The 17,227-nt window shown below is 54.7% G+C and carries 19 protein-coding genes; all 19 read right to left on the bottom strand.

The genetic code is table 11. The annotated features are described in order from the left end of the window. Positions 1-14: 14 nt before the first annotated feature. Positions 15-1,025, bottom strand: a complete 1,011-nt coding sequence (locus ACGK9R_RS12140; protein WP_394581638.1) for a ketopantoate reductase family protein — start codon at positions 1,023-1,025, stop codon at positions 15-17. Between the two features lie 12 nt (positions 1,026-1,037). Beyond that, on the bottom strand, positions 1,038-1,604 hold the full coding sequence (locus tag ACGK9R_RS12145) for a nuclear transport factor 2 family protein (RefSeq protein ID WP_394581597.1): 567 nt from the start codon (positions 1,602-1,604) through the stop codon (positions 1,038-1,040). Positions 1,605-1,655: 51 nt separating this feature from the next. Beyond that, entirely contained in the window at positions 1,656-2,585 is a 930-nt protein-coding gene (locus tag ACGK9R_RS12150) for a flavin reductase (RefSeq protein WP_394581599.1), read from the bottom strand. A 27-nt stretch (positions 2,586-2,612) separates the two neighbouring features. Next, a complete protein-coding gene (locus tag ACGK9R_RS12155) occupies positions 2,613-2,804 on the bottom strand; it encodes a 2-hydroxymuconate tautomerase (protein ID WP_394581600.1) in 192 nt (63 codons plus the stop codon). A 116-nt stretch (positions 2,805-2,920) separates the two neighbouring features. Then, on the bottom strand, positions 2,921-3,949 hold the full coding sequence (locus ACGK9R_RS12160; protein WP_394581602.1) for a TRAP transporter substrate-binding protein: 1,029 nt from the start codon (positions 3,947-3,949) through the stop codon (positions 2,921-2,923). A gap of 41 nt (positions 3,950-3,990) precedes the next feature. Further along, on the bottom strand, positions 3,991-5,325 hold the full coding sequence (locus ACGK9R_RS12165) for a TRAP transporter large permease subunit (RefSeq protein WP_394581604.1): 1,335 nt from the start codon (positions 5,323-5,325) through the stop codon (positions 3,991-3,993). Beyond that, positions 5,315-5,866, bottom strand: a complete 552-nt coding sequence (locus ACGK9R_RS12170; RefSeq protein ID WP_394581605.1) for a TRAP transporter small permease subunit — start codon at positions 5,864-5,866, stop codon at positions 5,315-5,317. The genes ACGK9R_RS12165 and ACGK9R_RS12170 overlap by 11 nt, the downstream gene beginning before the upstream one ends. A 21-nt stretch (positions 5,867-5,887) precedes the next feature. Further along, the gene (locus ACGK9R_RS12175) at positions 5,888-6,841 is read right to left on the bottom strand and encodes a PDR/VanB family oxidoreductase (protein WP_394581607.1); all 954 of its coding nucleotides are present in this window, start codon (positions 6,839-6,841) and stop codon (positions 5,888-5,890) included. Positions 6,842-6,857: 16 nt separating this feature from the next. Continuing rightward, positions 6,858-7,616 (bottom strand): SDR family NAD(P)-dependent oxidoreductase, encoded by a 759-nt coding sequence (locus ACGK9R_RS12180; RefSeq protein ID WP_394581609.1) that lies wholly within the window; start codon positions 7,614-7,616, stop codon positions 6,858-6,860. Next, entirely contained in the window at positions 7,616-8,101 is a 486-nt protein-coding gene (locus tag ACGK9R_RS12185; RefSeq protein WP_394581611.1) for an aromatic-ring-hydroxylating dioxygenase subunit beta, read from the bottom strand. The genes ACGK9R_RS12180 and ACGK9R_RS12185 overlap by 1 nt, the downstream gene beginning before the upstream one ends. Positions 8,102-8,104: 3 nt before the next feature. Next, positions 8,105-9,379: a Rieske 2Fe-2S domain-containing protein gene (locus ACGK9R_RS12190; protein ID WP_394581613.1), complete on the bottom strand. Its 1,275-nt coding sequence runs from the start codon at positions 9,377-9,379 to the stop codon at positions 8,105-8,107. A gap of 66 nt (positions 9,380-9,445) precedes the next feature. After that, a complete protein-coding gene (locus ACGK9R_RS12195) occupies positions 9,446-9,790 on the bottom strand; it encodes an IacB protein (RefSeq protein ID WP_394581615.1) in 345 nt (114 codons plus the stop codon). Between the two features lie 36 nt (positions 9,791-9,826). Next, on the bottom strand, positions 9,827-10,972 hold the full coding sequence (locus ACGK9R_RS12200) for an acyl-CoA dehydrogenase family protein (RefSeq protein ID WP_394581617.1): 1,146 nt from the start codon (positions 10,970-10,972) through the stop codon (positions 9,827-9,829). After that, positions 10,953-12,116, bottom strand: a complete 1,164-nt coding sequence (locus ACGK9R_RS12205) for an amidase (RefSeq protein WP_394581619.1) — start codon at positions 12,114-12,116, stop codon at positions 10,953-10,955. The genes ACGK9R_RS12200 and ACGK9R_RS12205 overlap by 20 nt, the downstream gene beginning before the upstream one ends. Positions 12,117-12,215: 99 nt before the next feature. Beyond that, on the bottom strand, positions 12,216-13,505 hold the full coding sequence (locus ACGK9R_RS12210) for a TRAP transporter large permease (RefSeq protein WP_394581621.1): 1,290 nt from the start codon (positions 13,503-13,505) through the stop codon (positions 12,216-12,218). Then, positions 13,502-13,978 (bottom strand): TRAP transporter small permease, encoded by a 477-nt coding sequence (locus ACGK9R_RS12215; RefSeq protein WP_394581623.1) that lies wholly within the window; start codon positions 13,976-13,978, stop codon positions 13,502-13,504. The genes ACGK9R_RS12210 and ACGK9R_RS12215 overlap by 4 nt, the downstream gene beginning before the upstream one ends. A 64-nt stretch (positions 13,979-14,042) precedes the next feature. After that, entirely contained in the window at positions 14,043-15,092 is a 1,050-nt protein-coding gene (locus ACGK9R_RS12220; RefSeq protein ID WP_394581625.1) for a TRAP transporter substrate-binding protein, read from the bottom strand. Positions 15,093-15,370: 278 nt separating this feature from the next. Then, a complete protein-coding gene (locus ACGK9R_RS12225) occupies positions 15,371-15,853 on the bottom strand; it encodes an SLC13 family permease (RefSeq protein ID WP_394581626.1) in 483 nt (160 codons plus the stop codon). Beyond that, the gene (locus ACGK9R_RS12230; protein WP_394581627.1) at positions 15,828-16,862 is read right to left on the bottom strand and encodes an SLC13 family permease; all 1,035 of its coding nucleotides are present in this window, start codon (positions 16,860-16,862) and stop codon (positions 15,828-15,830) included. The genes ACGK9R_RS12225 and ACGK9R_RS12230 overlap by 26 nt, the downstream gene beginning before the upstream one ends. Between the last annotated feature and the right edge of the window lie 365 nt (positions 16,863-17,227).

The raw sequence follows: 17,227 nt of genomic DNA on the forward strand, positions 1-17,227 counted from the left end.
GATACGTTCTCCTGTCAGGGCGCCTGCTCGCGTTGGCGATGCGCCGCGCTTTCCAAATAATGAGTGAGATAAACGATGGTCCTGGTGACAGGGACGGCAACTCCCTTTCTGTCTGCCAACTCGATCACGCCCTCTACAATGGCGGTAAGTTCAAGCGGGCGCTCACGCTGATAGTCCTGAAGCATGGATGTCTTGACGCCCTGCGTGGCGGTTCCGATTTCCAGAAGTTCTTGCAGGGTTATCTCCAGCTGAATGCCATGGGCCTGTGCGGTAAGCCGGGTCTCTTCGTAGAGCGCCTCTACCACTTTTTGTAACCAGGGATGGCCATAAAGAGTGTCAAGCGTTGTGCGGGTGATCACCGAGAGCGGGTTGGAGCTCAGATTCGCGGCAATCTTGCTCCATACAGCATCGCGAATACGAGGCGTATGACGTGTTTCAACTCCTGACGATGTCAATACTTCGACAACCTCGCCAAGACGGCGCTGGCGCTCAGGGGAAAGCGATGCGATTTCGCCCAGCACCAACCGATGTGGCGTTGTTGATACTGCCCGTCCCGGCGCATCGAGTCGTGCGGTGATATACACGACACATCCCAGAATGCACTCAGCCGGTCGCTGCTCGATCAGGTGCCCGCCCGGGTCGACCGCCTCGATATGGCCCTCGGTTTCGCGACCGCCCATGAACAGCCACCAGGGCGTACCATTCAGCAGAGGGACAAGCCAAGTATGCTCTCCAAAGAGAGGAGACAGCGCTGGCAAGAGTTCGGGTACCGCGTGTGCCTTGGTACAGAGAAGCACGATATCCTGAACGCCGAGGTCAGCGCTTTGATCGGACACCGTTACCCTTGCCGAGTGATGGCCCTGCCTATCATTCAACTCGACACCCCGCTGCTCGATAGCCGCAAGCGCCTCTCCGCGTGCCAATACACTGACGCGATGGCCTGCCTTCGCTAGCCGGGCGGCCAACGTTATGCCAATGGCACCTGCTCCGACGATGGCGATGCGCGGCGACACGATTGAGTTCATCAAGTACTTACCTCAGGGCTTGAGTAGTACAGAGGTGGTGCAGAAATCCGATGCCCAGCCGGCCGTCATCGGCGCCACGAATACGTTTTCCGTACGCGTTCGAGTAATCAACCAGCGCCCATCCGACTGTTTGGCAAAGGCGTTGTTGAGGCGCGATGAGCGTAGCAGGGAGCTGCCGTCCGAAAATATCCAAGGCTGACAGTGCACCCACTGCCCCGTTGCCGTGTCGCCCTCGATGTGGATCTGTTCGGAAGTCAGATAGTGCACATTGAGCAGCAGCTCAGGGTCCTTTTTTTCGCCCCAGAATTTCTCGAAGTGACTACGAATGGCGGCCGCCCCTTCGAGACGTCCAAACTGTCCATCATAATACTCGCCGACTCCCTCCCACACCGCATCCTCGGAATAGAGCGCCATGATATGATCGATACGTTCGGCATCACTGCTGACGCCATACTCGGGCAAGGGCGTATCGCATAGAAACATATAGCGCGCCTGGAGGCGGCGTATCTCCGCCTCGGCTTCCAGTTTATTGACACGCTCCTGTAGCGCCTTGAATTCGCTGGCCGTCACTTCGTTCATCGCTCTTGTCCCCGGTTCATAGTGGTGATGAAGGTCGCTCACGCTCTTCTTTTAGCGTGAACCGAGCTGCTCGATGACATGCACCAGTCCGGACTTCATATGGCGCATTTCCTCATCGCTGACGCTATCGAACACCTTCTGTTCATGCTCTTGCGCCATCTTGAGCAATTTGTTCGCAAGCTCGGTACCGGCCGCTGAAAGTGCCAGTTGGCGCTCGCCCGAAGACTCGGTCACCAAATCGCGGCGGACCAGTCCACTCAACGTGTCTTCGCAATCTTCCGGCGGTTGAGCGACGCCTTGGGCAACCTGAGTGAATGGCTGAGGACCTCGATCCAGAAGCAGTGTCAGTACCCGCCACTCCTTTTCATCCACGCCTAGATGGCTCAACCGGGGATAAAAGTCCCTGCGATAGGCAGCCAATGATTGGCGTAGCAGGTAAAGAAAATGCTGACCCAGCACGCCGTCACCGGTCGAGTGATCGATACCGGGCAGCATCATGGGGTGCGGTTCCGGCAGTGCGTAGCGCCCACCATGGAAGACCAGCGATCCGCAGCCATCCTGATAGTCATACTCGAGCACTTCACCCACGATGATGAAGTGATCACCTCCCTCGTAAACCTGCCAGGTTCTGCACTCGAAATGGGCGACCGCGCCGACAATGCGAGCGCTGCCTCCCACCCCTTTTTCAATCTTGATATCCTTGAACTTGTCCTCGCCGCGCTGGGCAAAGCGGTTGGAAATGGCCACTTGGTCGCTGGCCAACACATTGACGACAAAGTGCTCGGCCTGACAGTAGACCTCCTTACTGTAAGCGCTCTTATCGATACTCCAGAGAATCAGCGGAGGCGTCATGGAAACGGCGTTGAAACTACTCGCCGTTACACCGTACTGTTCACCTCGCTCATCCTGGGTAGTAATGACGGTAACGCCCGTAGCAAACTTGCCCAGTGCGTTTCTGAAGTCTCTTGTATCAATACTCATGGTCCACCTTTTATTATTAATAGAACGTCAGCGCCCCAGCTTTTCACCTGTTACACCGCCAATTCCATACTCGCTTTTAGGAACTTCGCTTATAATGACGCGCACATTCTCTTTGGGAGCGCCCAGGGAAGAAACGATGGCGTTAGTTACTTCACTAATGAGCGCTTCTTTTTGTTGCTGTGTTCTACCCGACATCATGTAAACGTGAACGGTAGGCATGAATATCCTCGTTATGAGTTTCTATTAGTAATGCGTCAGGCTCTGTCACGCCTGACTCGGCTTGCATCATGAAAGGCTCCGGGGCCATGGCCTATGGCCGTTCCCCGGAGCGGGTATTAGAAAGCCGTTAGTTCACGGTATTCATCGTAACTTTCGCTGAATGTTTGATACGACTGAATCACTTCGGCAAAGTCTGCATCCGCTTCAGCGGCCTCTTCCAGCACTGTCTCTGACGCCGCTTGCAGTGCGCTCATGACATCGTCGGGAAAGCGCTCCACGGTCACACCTGCATCGCGAAACTCATTCAGTACGGCCGACTGCGCCTGCATGTCGTGCGCGTACATCTGAATACTCAGGTCACTACAGGCATTACGCACCGACACCTGTTGGCTTTCGGCAAGCCCAGCCCATACGTCCGCGTTGATGAGCAGTTCGTTCAAACTGCCAGGCTGGTGCCAACCGGGAAAGTAGTAATGTTTGGCCACTTCATAAAAGCCTGCACTCGTATCTATCGTCGGGAAGCTAAGTTCCGCAGCTCCAATACGTCCTGTGTCCAGCCCTAGAAATGTTTCGCCAGCGGGGATTGAGACGGGCGACACCCCCAGTTGACTGACGGCTTGGCCGCCCAGCCCGCTGATGCGCATGCTCATGCCCTGTAAATCGTCCACGCTGTTGATCTCCTGCGTAAACCAGCCGCCCGCTTCGGAAATCATGCTGCCACAGGGAATAGGCACAACGTTGTGCGGCGCGTAGAGCTCTTCCCAAAGCTCCAGGCCACCTCCGCCATAAAGCCAAGCCAAGTACTTGGGCACATCGGGGCCGAAAGGGATGCTTTGAAAGAGCGCAGCGGCGGGTATCTGCCCCGCCCAGTAGCTCGCAGCCGACCAGCCGGCGTCGAGACTCCCGTTGCCTACGTTCTCCAGGATTTCAAACGGAGGAGAAAAAGCACCCGCATCGTAAGGAGTGAATGTCAATTCACCGTCGGTCGCCGTGGCAATATTCTCGACGAACCGATGGATCGAGCTATCGATCACCTCTAGGCTGAATGGAAAAGCCGATTGAAGGGTAAGCGTTTGGGCCATCGCGGAGGATGCCAGCATCGATAGGCTGGCACCGATAAGGGTTTTCTTTAAAGGAAATGTCATGGTTTCAACTCCGTTTAAGGTTGTCGTTTTTGTTGAACACGTTACAGCATCAATATTCCTGGAAAGATCAGGATCATCAGCAACACAAACAGCTGAATAGCGATGAAAGGCATTACTCCCCTATAGATGTCCAAAGTTGAAACACGCTCACCCACTGCCCCTTTCAAATAGAAGAGCGAGACGCCAAATGGGGGCGTCAAAAAGGAGGTTTGCAGGTTGATGGCAAATACAATGGCGAACCATACCAATAACGACACGCCGTTGAGGCCATTAGCTAGATCAAGCTGTGTCACGATGGGAACGAATATAGGCATTAAAATTAGAGAGATTTCCAGCCAGTCCAGAAAGAATCCCAACAGGAAGACCAGTAGCAGGATCAGGAAAAGTACGCTCCAGCTCCCTCCTCCCAGTAGCTCCAGACTGCTGCGAATCAAACCATCTCCCCCGACCCCTTTGAAAATCAGAGAAAAGCACGTAGCCGTCATGACCAGCATCATGATCATGGCGGTAGAGATAACGGCCTCTCTGGCCGCCGTCATGACGGCCGAACCATCTATCTTGCCCATGACGCCTGCAAAGAGAAGTACCGCTAAAACGCCGACCCCGCTCGCTTCGGTAGGCGTTGCCACGCCGAAAACAATGGTTCCAAGAACTGCAGGGATCAGTATTAAAAATGGAAAAAGCGCCAGCGCATTGCGCCATAGTCCTTGAGGCTCGGACGATACTGCGTCACTCTCATCAGCAGGGATAGCGTTACGATCAGCTCCCCACCAGGCGAGTCCTAGCGAATAGAGCATATAGAGCAGTAGTAGCAGTGCACTGGGTACCAGCGCCGCTCGAAAAAGATGACCCACAGGAACACCGACCAGGCTGGATAGAATGATCAGCATGACGGAAGGCGGCATTAAAATGGCCAGCGTACCCGACGCCGAAATCAACCCCGAAGCGGAGGGTGCGGAATAACCCGCATCCAGCATGCGGGGCAACGCTAGCACGGTCAGCAGCACCACCGATGCGCCCACGACCCCGGTGGTTGCCGCCATGAGTCCGCCAATGAACAGTACCGTTAGTGCCAAATGGCCGGGAAGGCGCTGCAGCATACGTTCACTGACTCGAAAAGCCTCCCGCGCCAATCCGGTTCTTTCCAACAGCAACCCCATTAGAATGAACATGGGGATCGCGATATAAAGCCAATTGTTCAACGCATTGGCGTAGACCCGAGTCAGCATCAGATTGGCAAAAGCCAGTGGCAAATCCGAGAGCAGAAGAAAAATCGCCGATATACCGCCCAGAACCAGCGCTACCGGATAGCCCGATAAAATACCGATAAAAAGCAGGAGCACCATGGTCAGCGGCATCCACATATCAAGCAGCACGCGACCTCCTACTGGCCATTAAACGCCAGGTATGTCGCGCGGTCATCAGTATCAACACGGCCAGGAACAGCGTCATCCCAATGGGGAGTGCCGCCTTGATGATATAAATATCGACCAGGCCACCATCGGTTGAGCGCTCGCCCGTCATGTACGCCCGTTCGGCGAAGCGATAAGCAGGCAGCAGTAGCAGTACCAAGAAGGGAACGCCCAGGACGAGATGACCAATCAAGTCGATGATGAGCCGGCCGCGAGCGGGAAGACGCGCATGCAACACATCGACTCTGACGTGGCGGTCAAGCCATAAAACGGGAGCGGCCGCCAGCATCATGGCATAGGTAAAGAGCAGTATTTGGAGCCCCATCAACGAGTTGAACGTGATACTCCGCCCTATTAACGTGTAGGAAGCATCAAACTCAAGCAGCTGGGACCACCCCACCAAGTGCATCAGCACGCCAAGGCCAATGATCAGGGCGATCAGCAGTAAACCGATACCACAGAGGTTGAGAACCCGCTCGCAAAACCGTGTGCCAAAAGGCTGCATGACGGCACTCCCTTAGTCAGTTCAAATATCGATAACGAGCCTGGGGCTCTTGGCGCGCGAGCAGCACACGGCAATCTGGTCGTTTTCTTCCTTCTCTTCGTCGCTTAAAAACTGATCGCGATGGTCTGGCGTTCCCTCGATCACGTCGCAGATACACGTACCGCATACGCCCTCTTCGCAGGATACGTTGACCTTCACACCAGCAGCCTTCAAGGCGTTGGCAATCGACATGCCTTCTTCTACCTGAACGGTCACACCGCTGGCAGCCGCCTCCACCTCGAAGGCCCCGCCCGTAGTATCGACCTCGGCGGTAAAGAACTCGGAATGTACACAGGCATTGGGCCACTCTGCCTGTTTAGCGGTCTCCATGACCCAGTTCATAAAGCCGGTAGGGCCGCAAACATACAGATGGGTATCGCTGGGCTGTGCGGCCAGTACCTCGTCAATATTCAGGCGTTGAAGGGCCTCGCCGTCATCGAAGTGCAGCACCACGGCGTCGCCGAAGGCACTCTGAAGTTCGTCAATGAAAGCGGCTCTTTCTCGCGACCGGGCGCAGTAATGGAGCTCGAAAGAGCGCCCTGCGGCCTGTAGCTCATACGCCATGGCAATCATTGGCGTCACCCCGATACCACCGCCGGCCAGCACCGTATGGGCCGAGGGCGCCAGCGGGAACAGGTTACGCGGTGCGCTCACCTTGAGCTCAACGCCCTCGTGAAGCGTCTCGTGTACCGCCCGGGAGCCACCGCGAGAGTCAGGATCAAGCAATACGCCCAAGCGGTAACGATGGCGCTCGCTCGGAGGATTGCTCAACGAGTACTGGCGAATCAGTCCTTCGCCGAGATGGATATCGACATGGGCTCCCGCCTCAAAAGGCGGCAGCTCACTTCCATCCACGGCGACAAGGTCGATCACCGCGATGTCACTGGACTGAATTTCTCGGCGATCAATGCGCAGTGTCAAAAGATCATCTTGCATGTTCATCTCCCGTTGCTCAGCGCATGTAAATGCCACCGTTGGCATCCCAACAGGCACCATTGACAAAACTCGCTTGGGGGCTTGCCAGGAAAGTCACCATCCGGGCCACCAGCTCAGGAGCGCCCAGATGCCCAACCGGAATGTTGGCAAGCGCCTTGTCCAGATTGTCACCCAGCACGTCATGGACCATGGGCGTATCCAGCGGCCCCGGGGCAATGGCGTTGCATGTCACGCCGTCTTTAGCGAGATCGCGAGCAAAAATCTTGGTGAGCGTCAAAATGGCGCCCTTGGATGCGGCATAATGCGCACCGGTCGCGGTGCCGCCATTCTGACCCGCGAGCGATGCGAGATTGATAAGGCGACCGTAGCCTTTTTTCTTGAAGTGGCGCCCGAAGACTTGGCACCCTGCAAACGTACCGCCGGCGTTGGTCGCCATAACCGCGTTGAAATCTGACGGGGAGATATCGAGCACCCCTTGCACGGCCGTGCGCGCGGCGTTGTTGACCAGCACTTCGCAGCTACCGAAGCGTGCAACGACCTTATCCAGCACCGATTGGAAGTCTTCCGGCTTATCGACATCCAGCTTAGCGGTCACGGCGGTTTCCCCCGCCAGATCCAGCTCGGAGGCGAGCGCTTCGGCAGGAGTGGGGTCAATATCGGTGATCACGACGCGAAAACCAGCGCGATGTAGCTCGCGCACGATGTGAACGCCGAGACCGCGAGCGCCACCTGTCACGACGGCGGTTTGAAGCTTGTCGGGTAGTGGTGTAGCCATCAGAATAAATAGCTGAACGAATTCAGCACTCCGTCCGAGTTGAGCAAGCGAACCACTTTCTCCTCGAGCGTGAAGCCTGAGTCAGTGATGGTCAGGGTGTAACGCACGTTGGCGGCCCAAAGGCGCTGACGGCCGAATTTGTCTTCTACCAGATGCTGGGCGCAGGAAACCGTGACCGTTTGGCCGTCGTCCGCTTCGATCACAAAGCGCGACAATGTCCGCACGGTAACCGCAGGCGGCGCCGATGAAATCGAGAAGCCATCCTGAAACCGCTTGATACGGTCGCGCCGCATTTTATCGTCGTCGTAGCAGAGGTTGAGGACGTCGGCGTAGTTCTCGGCTTCCTCGACAGGAATGATGTAGAGCCCCTTGGGCTGCCATAGCGCCAGCCAAGTGTCATACTCTTTTGCATCGAGCATGGCCGCTTCGCTCCACAGAAACTGCGTGACTTGCCATAGCAAATTGTCGTGTTCGGCATTGTTCATTTCTTACTCCTGCATCATCCGTTTCCACATGCCATAAGCGGCGCGCATGCCCGTCTCATCCGATACGTGACCACGCGGTCCGGCCTCGCCCTGCTCTTCCTTCTCGAGCCCGCGGTTTACCAGGATCGGCAGTTCGGTGCCGCCCTCGACGCCGCGCTGAATACGCTCCCAAACCTCCGCATCGTCGGGAGAACCGAAGCCCATTGGCCCTTGGAAGTGCTCATGCAAACGCAGGCGTAGGCGGTTGGCCGCATCGGGGCCCCCCTCCATACCCAAGGCAATATGGCGAATATCGGTCTTGTCCACGGCAACCGGCGTCAACACCCGGAAAAACGCCATCGAGCACGCCACATTGGGAAAGAGATTGAGGTTGAAGCCAGAGCCACCGACAGCCCTGACGATTCGGCGGACCTGGTCGTCCGGGTAGCCATCGGCGCGCAGCTCCTCAGCCAGTTCCTCGAAACGCTCCGGGATCTTGCGTTCCAGATCCTCTTCGAGATCCACCAGTTCGGGAATCATGACCATGACGGAGTGTCCGTTGCCCAAATCCTCCACAAACCCCTCACCGTCCAGAAAGGTGAACGTGTCTTCGGCTTCGGCATCGAGCGACTGCAAGAAGGATTTATGTACGATGGGAAAGTGATAGGCATCGGTGGTGTTCTCGAGCTGAACTTTCCAGTTCATGGGGACCGAAAACTGGTGCTCGCCCATAGTCTTCACCGGATAGCCGCCGCCTTGCTTCATGAACAGATCGATCCACTTTTTGGCAGCCCCGAGAAACTCCTCGAGCGGCTCGATATCATCGTTGAAGGTGGCAAAGATCATGCCGTTGTAGGTTTCGGTGCGAAGGGAGAAGAGACTATTTTGGGCCTTGTCAAACGCCTCGCCGTACTGTTCGGGGTGCGGAATGGCCCGCAGACTGCCATCCAGCCCGTATCCCCAGCCATGGTAAGGACACTGGAAAGAGGAGGTCTTGCCTTTGTGGATCTCGCACACCGTAGCGCCTCGATGCCGGCAGCGGTTGAGCATCACATGGGTATTCTGCTTTCGATCACGCACGACGATGACCGGCTCACGACCGACGGTAGAGAGCTTGAACGAACCCTTATCAGGTATTTCGCTTTCGTGGGCGACCCATACCCAAGTCTTGCGAAAGATCTTCTCTTGCTCTTGCCCAAAAAGCACTTCGCTGGTGTACATCGTTGATGCCACCTTGTCGCTCTCGACCAACCGCTCCGGGTCCAAAGTAATATTCTTGATATCAATCAGCTGGTTCACAGTACTTCTCCTGATAGCGTTAACTGGCGGCCTTGTGCGCCACCTCTGCTCCTTGGAAAGCGGTAGTTATTCGGGAACGACCAGTTCACGACCGATACGCGCTTCAACACGAGCGTACTTCCAGAGTTTGTAGGTGCCATCACCGACGGGCGTGGTACGGAAGAAGTTGCAGGCCTCAACGACCGTATCGTAGTCCGGCACGTCGGCCATGATGTACGCCGTCCAGGGAGCCGTGGCGGAAGGACCGACCATGATGCGGTCATCATCCATGATGCCCAGAATATTAACGCCGGGCAGGTTATCGATGCCTTGCATCATCTGACTGAAGGCCTGCCAGACCTGCTTGCCTTCATCGGCGGTGGCATTCATGAAGTTCTGGTTGATACCGATACAGAAAAGTACGCGTTGCATAGTGATGTTCTCCGTAATGAGTGGATCAAGAGTCGGCTACAGATAGCCCGGTAACGGATCGTGTCCGAAGAAAATGGCACCCGCATTCTTCCAAGTCACCTCACCCATGAAGGCATGCTGAGTGCATAGCTGAGAGTCGCGCAGGATGCGTGATAATGGGTGAGCGTTGTCAGCACCGTTCATTCCACTGATGCGATAGAGCGACTGGATAGCGTCCGCACATTCGTGCGTCAGATGGGTAGTGGATAACCGTAAAAGGTTTACCTGATCGCGGCTTGGAACACCGCCTTGCTCGATGGCGCGCCAAGCGTCATCCGTGCTCATGTAGAAAAAGTGGCGAGCCGACTGCACCCGAGCTTCCGCCTTGGCGATCGCAATTTGCGCGTACTCGCGCTCCCCAAGATTAGGCGCGCCGGTGATCGATTTTCGCCCCTTCACAGAGTTGCGGACGATGTCGAGCGCCTCTCGCGCCATGCCAAGCGTGGTGACCGAAAGCACCTGGGCGGCAAAAGAGAGCGATGGATAGCTAAAGAAAGAGCCATCGATGGTAGGCTTTCCTCCACGAACGAAGGTCCACTCTTCGGGGACTTCGATCTTCTCCACCACCAGGTCATGGCTGCCGGTACCCACCATTCCGATCATGTTCCAGGTCGGATCGATCTGCACTTGAGAGCGTGGCATGACCGCCATCCGCGGCAGCGCGCCTTGTTCTTCGGGTAGAATGCCCACACCACAAAGCGATGCGCCCATACAGCCGCTGGCAAACTTCCAGCGACCGTTTACCTTGAAGCCACGCTCGGTACGCTCGGCAGGCTGCGGTGGAAAGATACCCCCGGCAAATACCACATCCGGACTTTCCCGCCAGACTTCTTCCAACGTGCTTTCAGGCAAGGCGGCAAGATAGGCGGGGCTCATGCCAAAACTCGCCACCCAGCCCGCCGACCCATCGGCAGTTGAAATCGCTTCAACCATGCGCAGAAATTCCGCCGGGGACTTTTCATCACCACCGAATCGAGCAGGCACCATCGCACGGTAGACGCCAATGGACTTGAATTGGTCGATGATATCCTTGGGAAGGTGGCGTAGCGCCTCGATCTCTTCGCGTCGAGCGCGGATATCATCGAGTAATGCGTCAAACCGCTCCCTGCCTCCCCACTGCTCTTTATCGACGTACTGCGTCATGGTTGCCTCCTTGTTGTTTAGCTGTTGCCTCCGGTGGTACTGCCTGACCCATCAGTTGCCAACCGGCACGGCATACGCCTGCATCGTCACCGCTACGCCCTATCACCTGCATGGAAACAGGTAGCCCCTGATATGACGGTAAAGGAATGGATAAAGCGGGATGACCAGAGAGGTTGAAAGGACGTACGAAAAGCGAAATATTCAAATCCTGGCGACCTGCCAATGCCTCGCTCGTTTTCATTGGAAAATGCGGGAGTGTGGGCAATATCAGATAGTCATGACGCATCAGCAGACGGTCGACTTCATTGGTAAAGGCGCGGCGTACTCGCTCGGCTTCGGCAAGCTCTAAATCGGAGGTCGAGGCCGCTGCCCTCAAACGTCTGGCGACATCGTCTCCAACCTTGCCGCTGCCTAGCAGCGCTTCACAGGCAAGGTAGGTTTCCCGGTTGATGACCGTCATGGCCCCATGAAAGGCTTCAGCCATCAGCGGCAGGATGACGCTCTCTTTTTTGATATCCACTTTGTCGAGCTGCTGTTTCAGCCCATTCAGAATGGGCGATTCGGCATCGACGCTGATAATCCCCAACGACGCCATCTTTCCGGCTGTCGCCACCGAAAAGGTGGGATCTACCGCCGCCATGAAGTCGACTAAATCTTGCAAATTTGTCGTCAAGGGGCCGACACAGTCGAGGCTGCTCACCGCGGGCATGATGCCTTCTCGACCAAGACGACCAAAGGTAGGTTTCAGGCCGTAAACGCCGCAGCAGGCCGCGGGTACGCGAATTGAGCCACCGGTGTCGGTGCCGATACCGATATCGGCAAGCCCTGCCGCAACGGCGGCCGCCGAACCACTGGAAGAACCACCGGGTATCAATTCAGGGTAACCGGGGTTTTCCGGTGTCCCCGTCCAGGCATTCACTCCAGTCATGCCGAACGCCAGCTCATGCAGGTTGGCTTTACCAACGATGTGATAGCCCGCCTGAAGGGTACGTGCCACGATATCTGCGTGCCGTAAGGCCGGCGCGGCCTTGGCCAGCGCCGCGGAAGCGGCCGTTGTAGGCAGCCCCGCAATATCGATCGTATCCTTGACGACAACGCGCTTACCGCCTTGCCCCAGATCTACGTCTGACGTGATTATTGTCATGTTCGATCGCCTCTGTAGACATATCACATGAAATTTCAAGTATTTGGGTCGACCCATTGATTCGTTATTAACGACGACCCATCTCGGCTTTGAAGCCCGTTAAAGAATGAACAGCACCAACTGAGGCACGGCCAGTAATAGCGCAATACACAAGATATAAGGCGGTAGGAAGTACCCGACGCCGAGGAAGGTTTCGCCCATGCGTAGCTCCGCGTCTAGACTCTTCACGATAAAGGCGTTCACGCCCACCGGCGGTGTAATCGCTCCCATGCTGGTAACGATGCATACCACAACGCCGAACCAGATCGGATCGTAGCCAAGCGCTATTGCCACTGGAAAAAAGATGGGAATAGAGATGATCAAGAACCCCATCGCATCCATCAGAGCACCGCCGATGATGTAGATAAGCAGAATAAAGGCCATGACTAATATGGCAGGTAGAGGCAGTGCGGCAGCCCACTCACCAACCATGTAGGGCAGCCGGGTGATGGTCAGAAAGCGCCCAAAAATCACCGCACCTGCGATCAGCATCAAAATCATGGCTGAGGATTTCAATGCGTTAGCCACGGCTTCCTGAAGAACGGTCCAGCTCAGTTTGCCTTGAAGCAGAGTGATCAGCATGGCACCCACGCAGCCGACCGCCGCCGCCTCCGTTGAGGTAAACCATCCCGCAAAGAGTCCGCCCAGCACCAGCATGAATAGTACGCCGACCTCGACGACACCCTTGAGTGAGCGCCAGCGCACGAGCCAGGAAGAGCGGCTTCCTTCGGGCCCCATATGAGGTTTCAAGCGACAGATCAGCACGATCATGGCAATAAATAGCGCCACTAGAATGAGCCCAGGTACGATGCTGGCAAGAAAGAGGTCACGAATGGCCAACTCTGCCTGCAAGGCAATGACGATGAGTACTGAACTCGGAGGAATAATGACGCCCAGTGTGCCACCGGCCGCTACGCTTCCGGCACTCAATGCCCGGTTGTAACCGAACTTCTTCATCTCGGGTAATGCGATGGTGCCGACAGTCGCCGCTGTTGCCGTATTCGAACCACTAACGGCCGCAAAACCGGCACTGCTCAAAATCGTGGTGGTAGCCATTGAGCCACGCAAATGCCCAATCCAGGCATAGGCCGAGGCAAATATCTTCTCCGTAATACCTGAACGAAATAGAAGCTCCCCCATAAAAATAAACAAAGGGATGACACTCAAGGAGTAACTGGATAGCTGCTCCCATATTCCCGAGCTGATCACATTATAAGCCGCAATAGGGCTTGTCATGTAAAGCATACCGAAAAAGCCCACGATAAACATGGCAAAGCTGATAGGCATTCTTAAAAGAATGAGCAGGAACAGGCAGAGTATTCCTATCAGGGCCACCATCGTCATACTCATTGCGTTATCACCTTTTTAAAACTGCTTATAACGTCAGCGAACAGCACTAGACAGAAGGCTGAAAAACCCAACGCGACCAGATAAACAAAGGGGTAAATCGCCACACGCAGCGTCTGTGACAAGGACCCTCTCTGCATGGCATTAACTCCGTATTCCCATAGTTTCCATGCCACGACGGTAAAGAATAGAAAGCTGACCAGAGCTACCATAAGGGTTAAAGTGGCTTGAACGCGTAGCGGAAAGTGAGCAACAAGTAGATCTAGCTCTACATGCGCTTTTACTTGCTGCGAATAGCCCAGAGACAGCGCGACGACAATGGCGGTTAGCCATCCCACGACCTCCGTAGTGCCGCCGAAAGAAGCACTAACCTGCCGCATAACGATATTACCGACCACGATGAATACCATCATCAAAAGTGCCGCACCGGCGATATAGAGCAGCAATAAACTCACCCACCGATTCAACTTGCTCATACGAGCCTCCTCGAACATTCAATACACCTGTGCTTGGCCATAACGCAATGCGTTAACAACACTGCTATTGATATTCGTTGATTAGCTCGAGGTAACGGTCGTATAGCTCGAACGCCGGAAGCCCCAGAGACGCCACACTGCCAAGTCTTTCCTCGTTCAAAGGCTCCAGAAGGTCAGACCAGCGCTGCGCTTCGCTTTCATCAAGGGCCAGCTGTTCCACCCCATGGTTGTCTGCCGCCCACGCGAGAGACTCCTGAATATGATCATCCAGATAGCCACCCGCGAAGGATGCCATTTCCGCCCCTAATGCATCGACTTCTTGCTTTACATTGTCGGGCAGTGAGTCCCAGCGCTGTTGATTCATGACAGCGACGAATACCACGTTCGTAAGCGGGTAGTCGGTTATATAGCTGACGTTTCGCGCGTACTGTAGATCCATCAAGGTCTCGCGCGAGCCCACGTAGCCGCTAACAATACCGGCTTGAAGCGCTTCGCCCGTTTCTGACTGCGTTAGCCCAATGGGCACGCCTCCCAGCGCTTGTAGAACCGCCGTACTGTCTCCGGGAACACGTATTTCCTGCCCCTCTAGCTGCTCCAGCGATGTAACTGGCGCTTGAGTATGCAAATAGCCGGGTTCGGACGTAAACGCCGTGATGACCTTGAACTCGTCGAGCCCAGTGTCTTCGGCAGGAAACTCACTGATCAGATCAAAAAGTGCCTGGCTTGCCGCCTGTGAGTTAGCCCCGATGCCAGTCAGACTACCCACCAGGTTGATGAGAGGAAAACGGCCTGGCTCATAGGAAGTCGCTGAAAGTCCAATGTCGACCACCCCATTTAAAACACCGTCGTACATATTCGCAGCGCTAAGCAGCGTTCCACCCGGAAACGTATTAACCGTGACTTGGCCATCGGTGCGCTCATTGAGAAGCGTGGCCCAACGCTCCATTTGCACGGCAGGAAAAGTTTGCGCTGGCGCGAAGAAGGCATAACTTAATTTGATATCCTCGGCCATGACCGAAGTGCTGAGTAGAAGGCCAGCACAGAATCCCGCAAAGCGCGCAAACTGGTATGGACTCTTTTGGGTCTTACACATTTTTTCGAGTTTGTTGTTCATGTATACCACCTCTATTTTGTTTTTTTGTTGAATATAGATGTATCACCGTTCGCAAAAACATTCAACATCACATGAAAAGTAAAGCAAAATTCCCAACCCTGCACTAGCAACAAAAAGGCCACAATGTAAAAAACTTTTATTTACAATATATTATATACAAACGGATGTTTTCCAAGATCCAGTCCAAAGCGGCGTCAGACAATCAATGCACCAAACATGATCATTTTTTCTTTCACCGGGCAGCTACGCACACTTTCGTTGCGGCGATGCCTATCAGCCTATGGCATCACACCAAAAACAGCCGGAATGAACGTGTACAGAGCAGCCATGATAATTATCAAGCCAATGGCATTTAGCCAGATGCCCGCACGAATCATGCTTTTAATCGGTAAATCACCTGTCGCAAATGCAACGGCATTGGAAGGCGTGGCAACGGGCAACATGAACGCACAGCTGACTGCAAACGTGACCACTATCGTCATGAGAAGAGGGTCGATACTCAGCCCTGTAGCGATGGCCCCCATGATCGGAAAGAAAGCGGCGGCGGTCGCTGTATTGCTGGTCAGTTCCGTCAATAGAATAATGATCAGTGCCGTAATAGCGAGAATGAGCAGTGGCGGTAGCCCCTCCAGTCCGGATACGCTTTCCCCAATCCAAACACTCAATCCTGTAGCGGTGAATTGTGAAGAGAGCGTCAGGCCACCGCCAAATAGAATCAGCACACCCCATGGTACGTCACGGGTTGCCGCCCAATCGAGCAAGGCGCCCCTCCCCCTTCGATGCAGGAATGATGAACATCAAAAGAGCGGCCAAAATAGCAACACTGGTATCGTTGATGTTCGACAACCAGGGTAAAGCTGTTTGTATTACTGAAATTTGCCCGATTAATGGTACGAATACCCAAAAAAACACGGTGCCTGCAAATACACCCAGAACACGCTTTTCTTCTACCGAAAGTTTTCCCATGTTCTTGAGCTCATTCTCGATCAGCGCTCGGCCGCCTTCGATATTATCGACCTCAGAACGAAAGACTATTTTATTCAATACCCACCAGGCCAGTATGAGCATGATGATGGAAAAGGGTAGACCCAGCATCATCCAGTGACCAAATCCAATACTTACGCCGTGTGCATCCTCCATATAGGCACGCATGAGCGCCATGGGCGGTTGGCCGATCAGGGTTGCCATTGAGCCGATGGTGATGGCGTAGGCGATCCCCAATAATACGGCTGCGGAAAACTTGGGCGTATCGTTGCCATTGCCCAACGATTTCACTAGCGTAATGATTGAACCACCGATAGGCACCATGATCACCGCCGTGGCGGTGTTGCTTACCCACATGGTGATAAACCAGCTGGCGAACATCAGTCCAAAGACAATTTGCGCAGGCTTGGTACCCACTGTGAGTACCGTCAGCAAGGCAAACCTGCGATGTAGATTCCAGCGCTGTGTCGCCAGCCCCAGCAGCACGCCTCCCAACACTAGAAATACAATGCTATGCGCGTAGGGCGACGCCGTCGCCGAAATAGAGGCAATGCCAAAGAAAGGGAACAAAACCAGCGGCAAAAGCGATGTTGCCGGGATAGGAATGGCTTCCGTCATCCACCAAGCTGCCATCAACATGGCGATGGCCGCGACCAAGCGCGCATCGAGTGGTAGGGTATCAGGCAGCATGAAGAACACGGACAAGCTCACCGCAACGCCCAAAAGAAGCGACAATGGCCGAAAAGAAGTGGGGTCAGCACTGGCTGTTACGGGGGTATGCGACATGGAAGGTTCCTGATGGTATTCACGTCGGCAAGTGTTGCGACTACTCCCTCCAGAAACCAATACCTATCAGGTTGTGTTAGATACCCAATCAGATCAGACAGCGACGGATATTTGACTCTTTAACCTACCAAGAAAAAATTTAATTAAAGAAAGAGGCGCAAAGCAGGTCGTAATTGCAACGGCAAGCCATCTGAAGCATGCTCGGAGCCAAATGTTTCGACGCGCTGTTTACGACTAATGAATTGCCTAGCTAAAAGCATGGCTCCTACCCAACATGAGTGGATTGAAAGAGTTTTTGAACATAGAGAGTTAAAGGGAGATAGTTGGGTAAAGCTCAGAGTAGAACGCTCTACATGCCCGGACTA

It is taken from the genome of Halomonas sp. HNIBRBA4712, from assembly GCF_043558675.1.
Classification (GTDB): domain Bacteria; phylum Pseudomonadota; class Gammaproteobacteria; order Pseudomonadales; family Halomonadaceae; genus Vreelandella.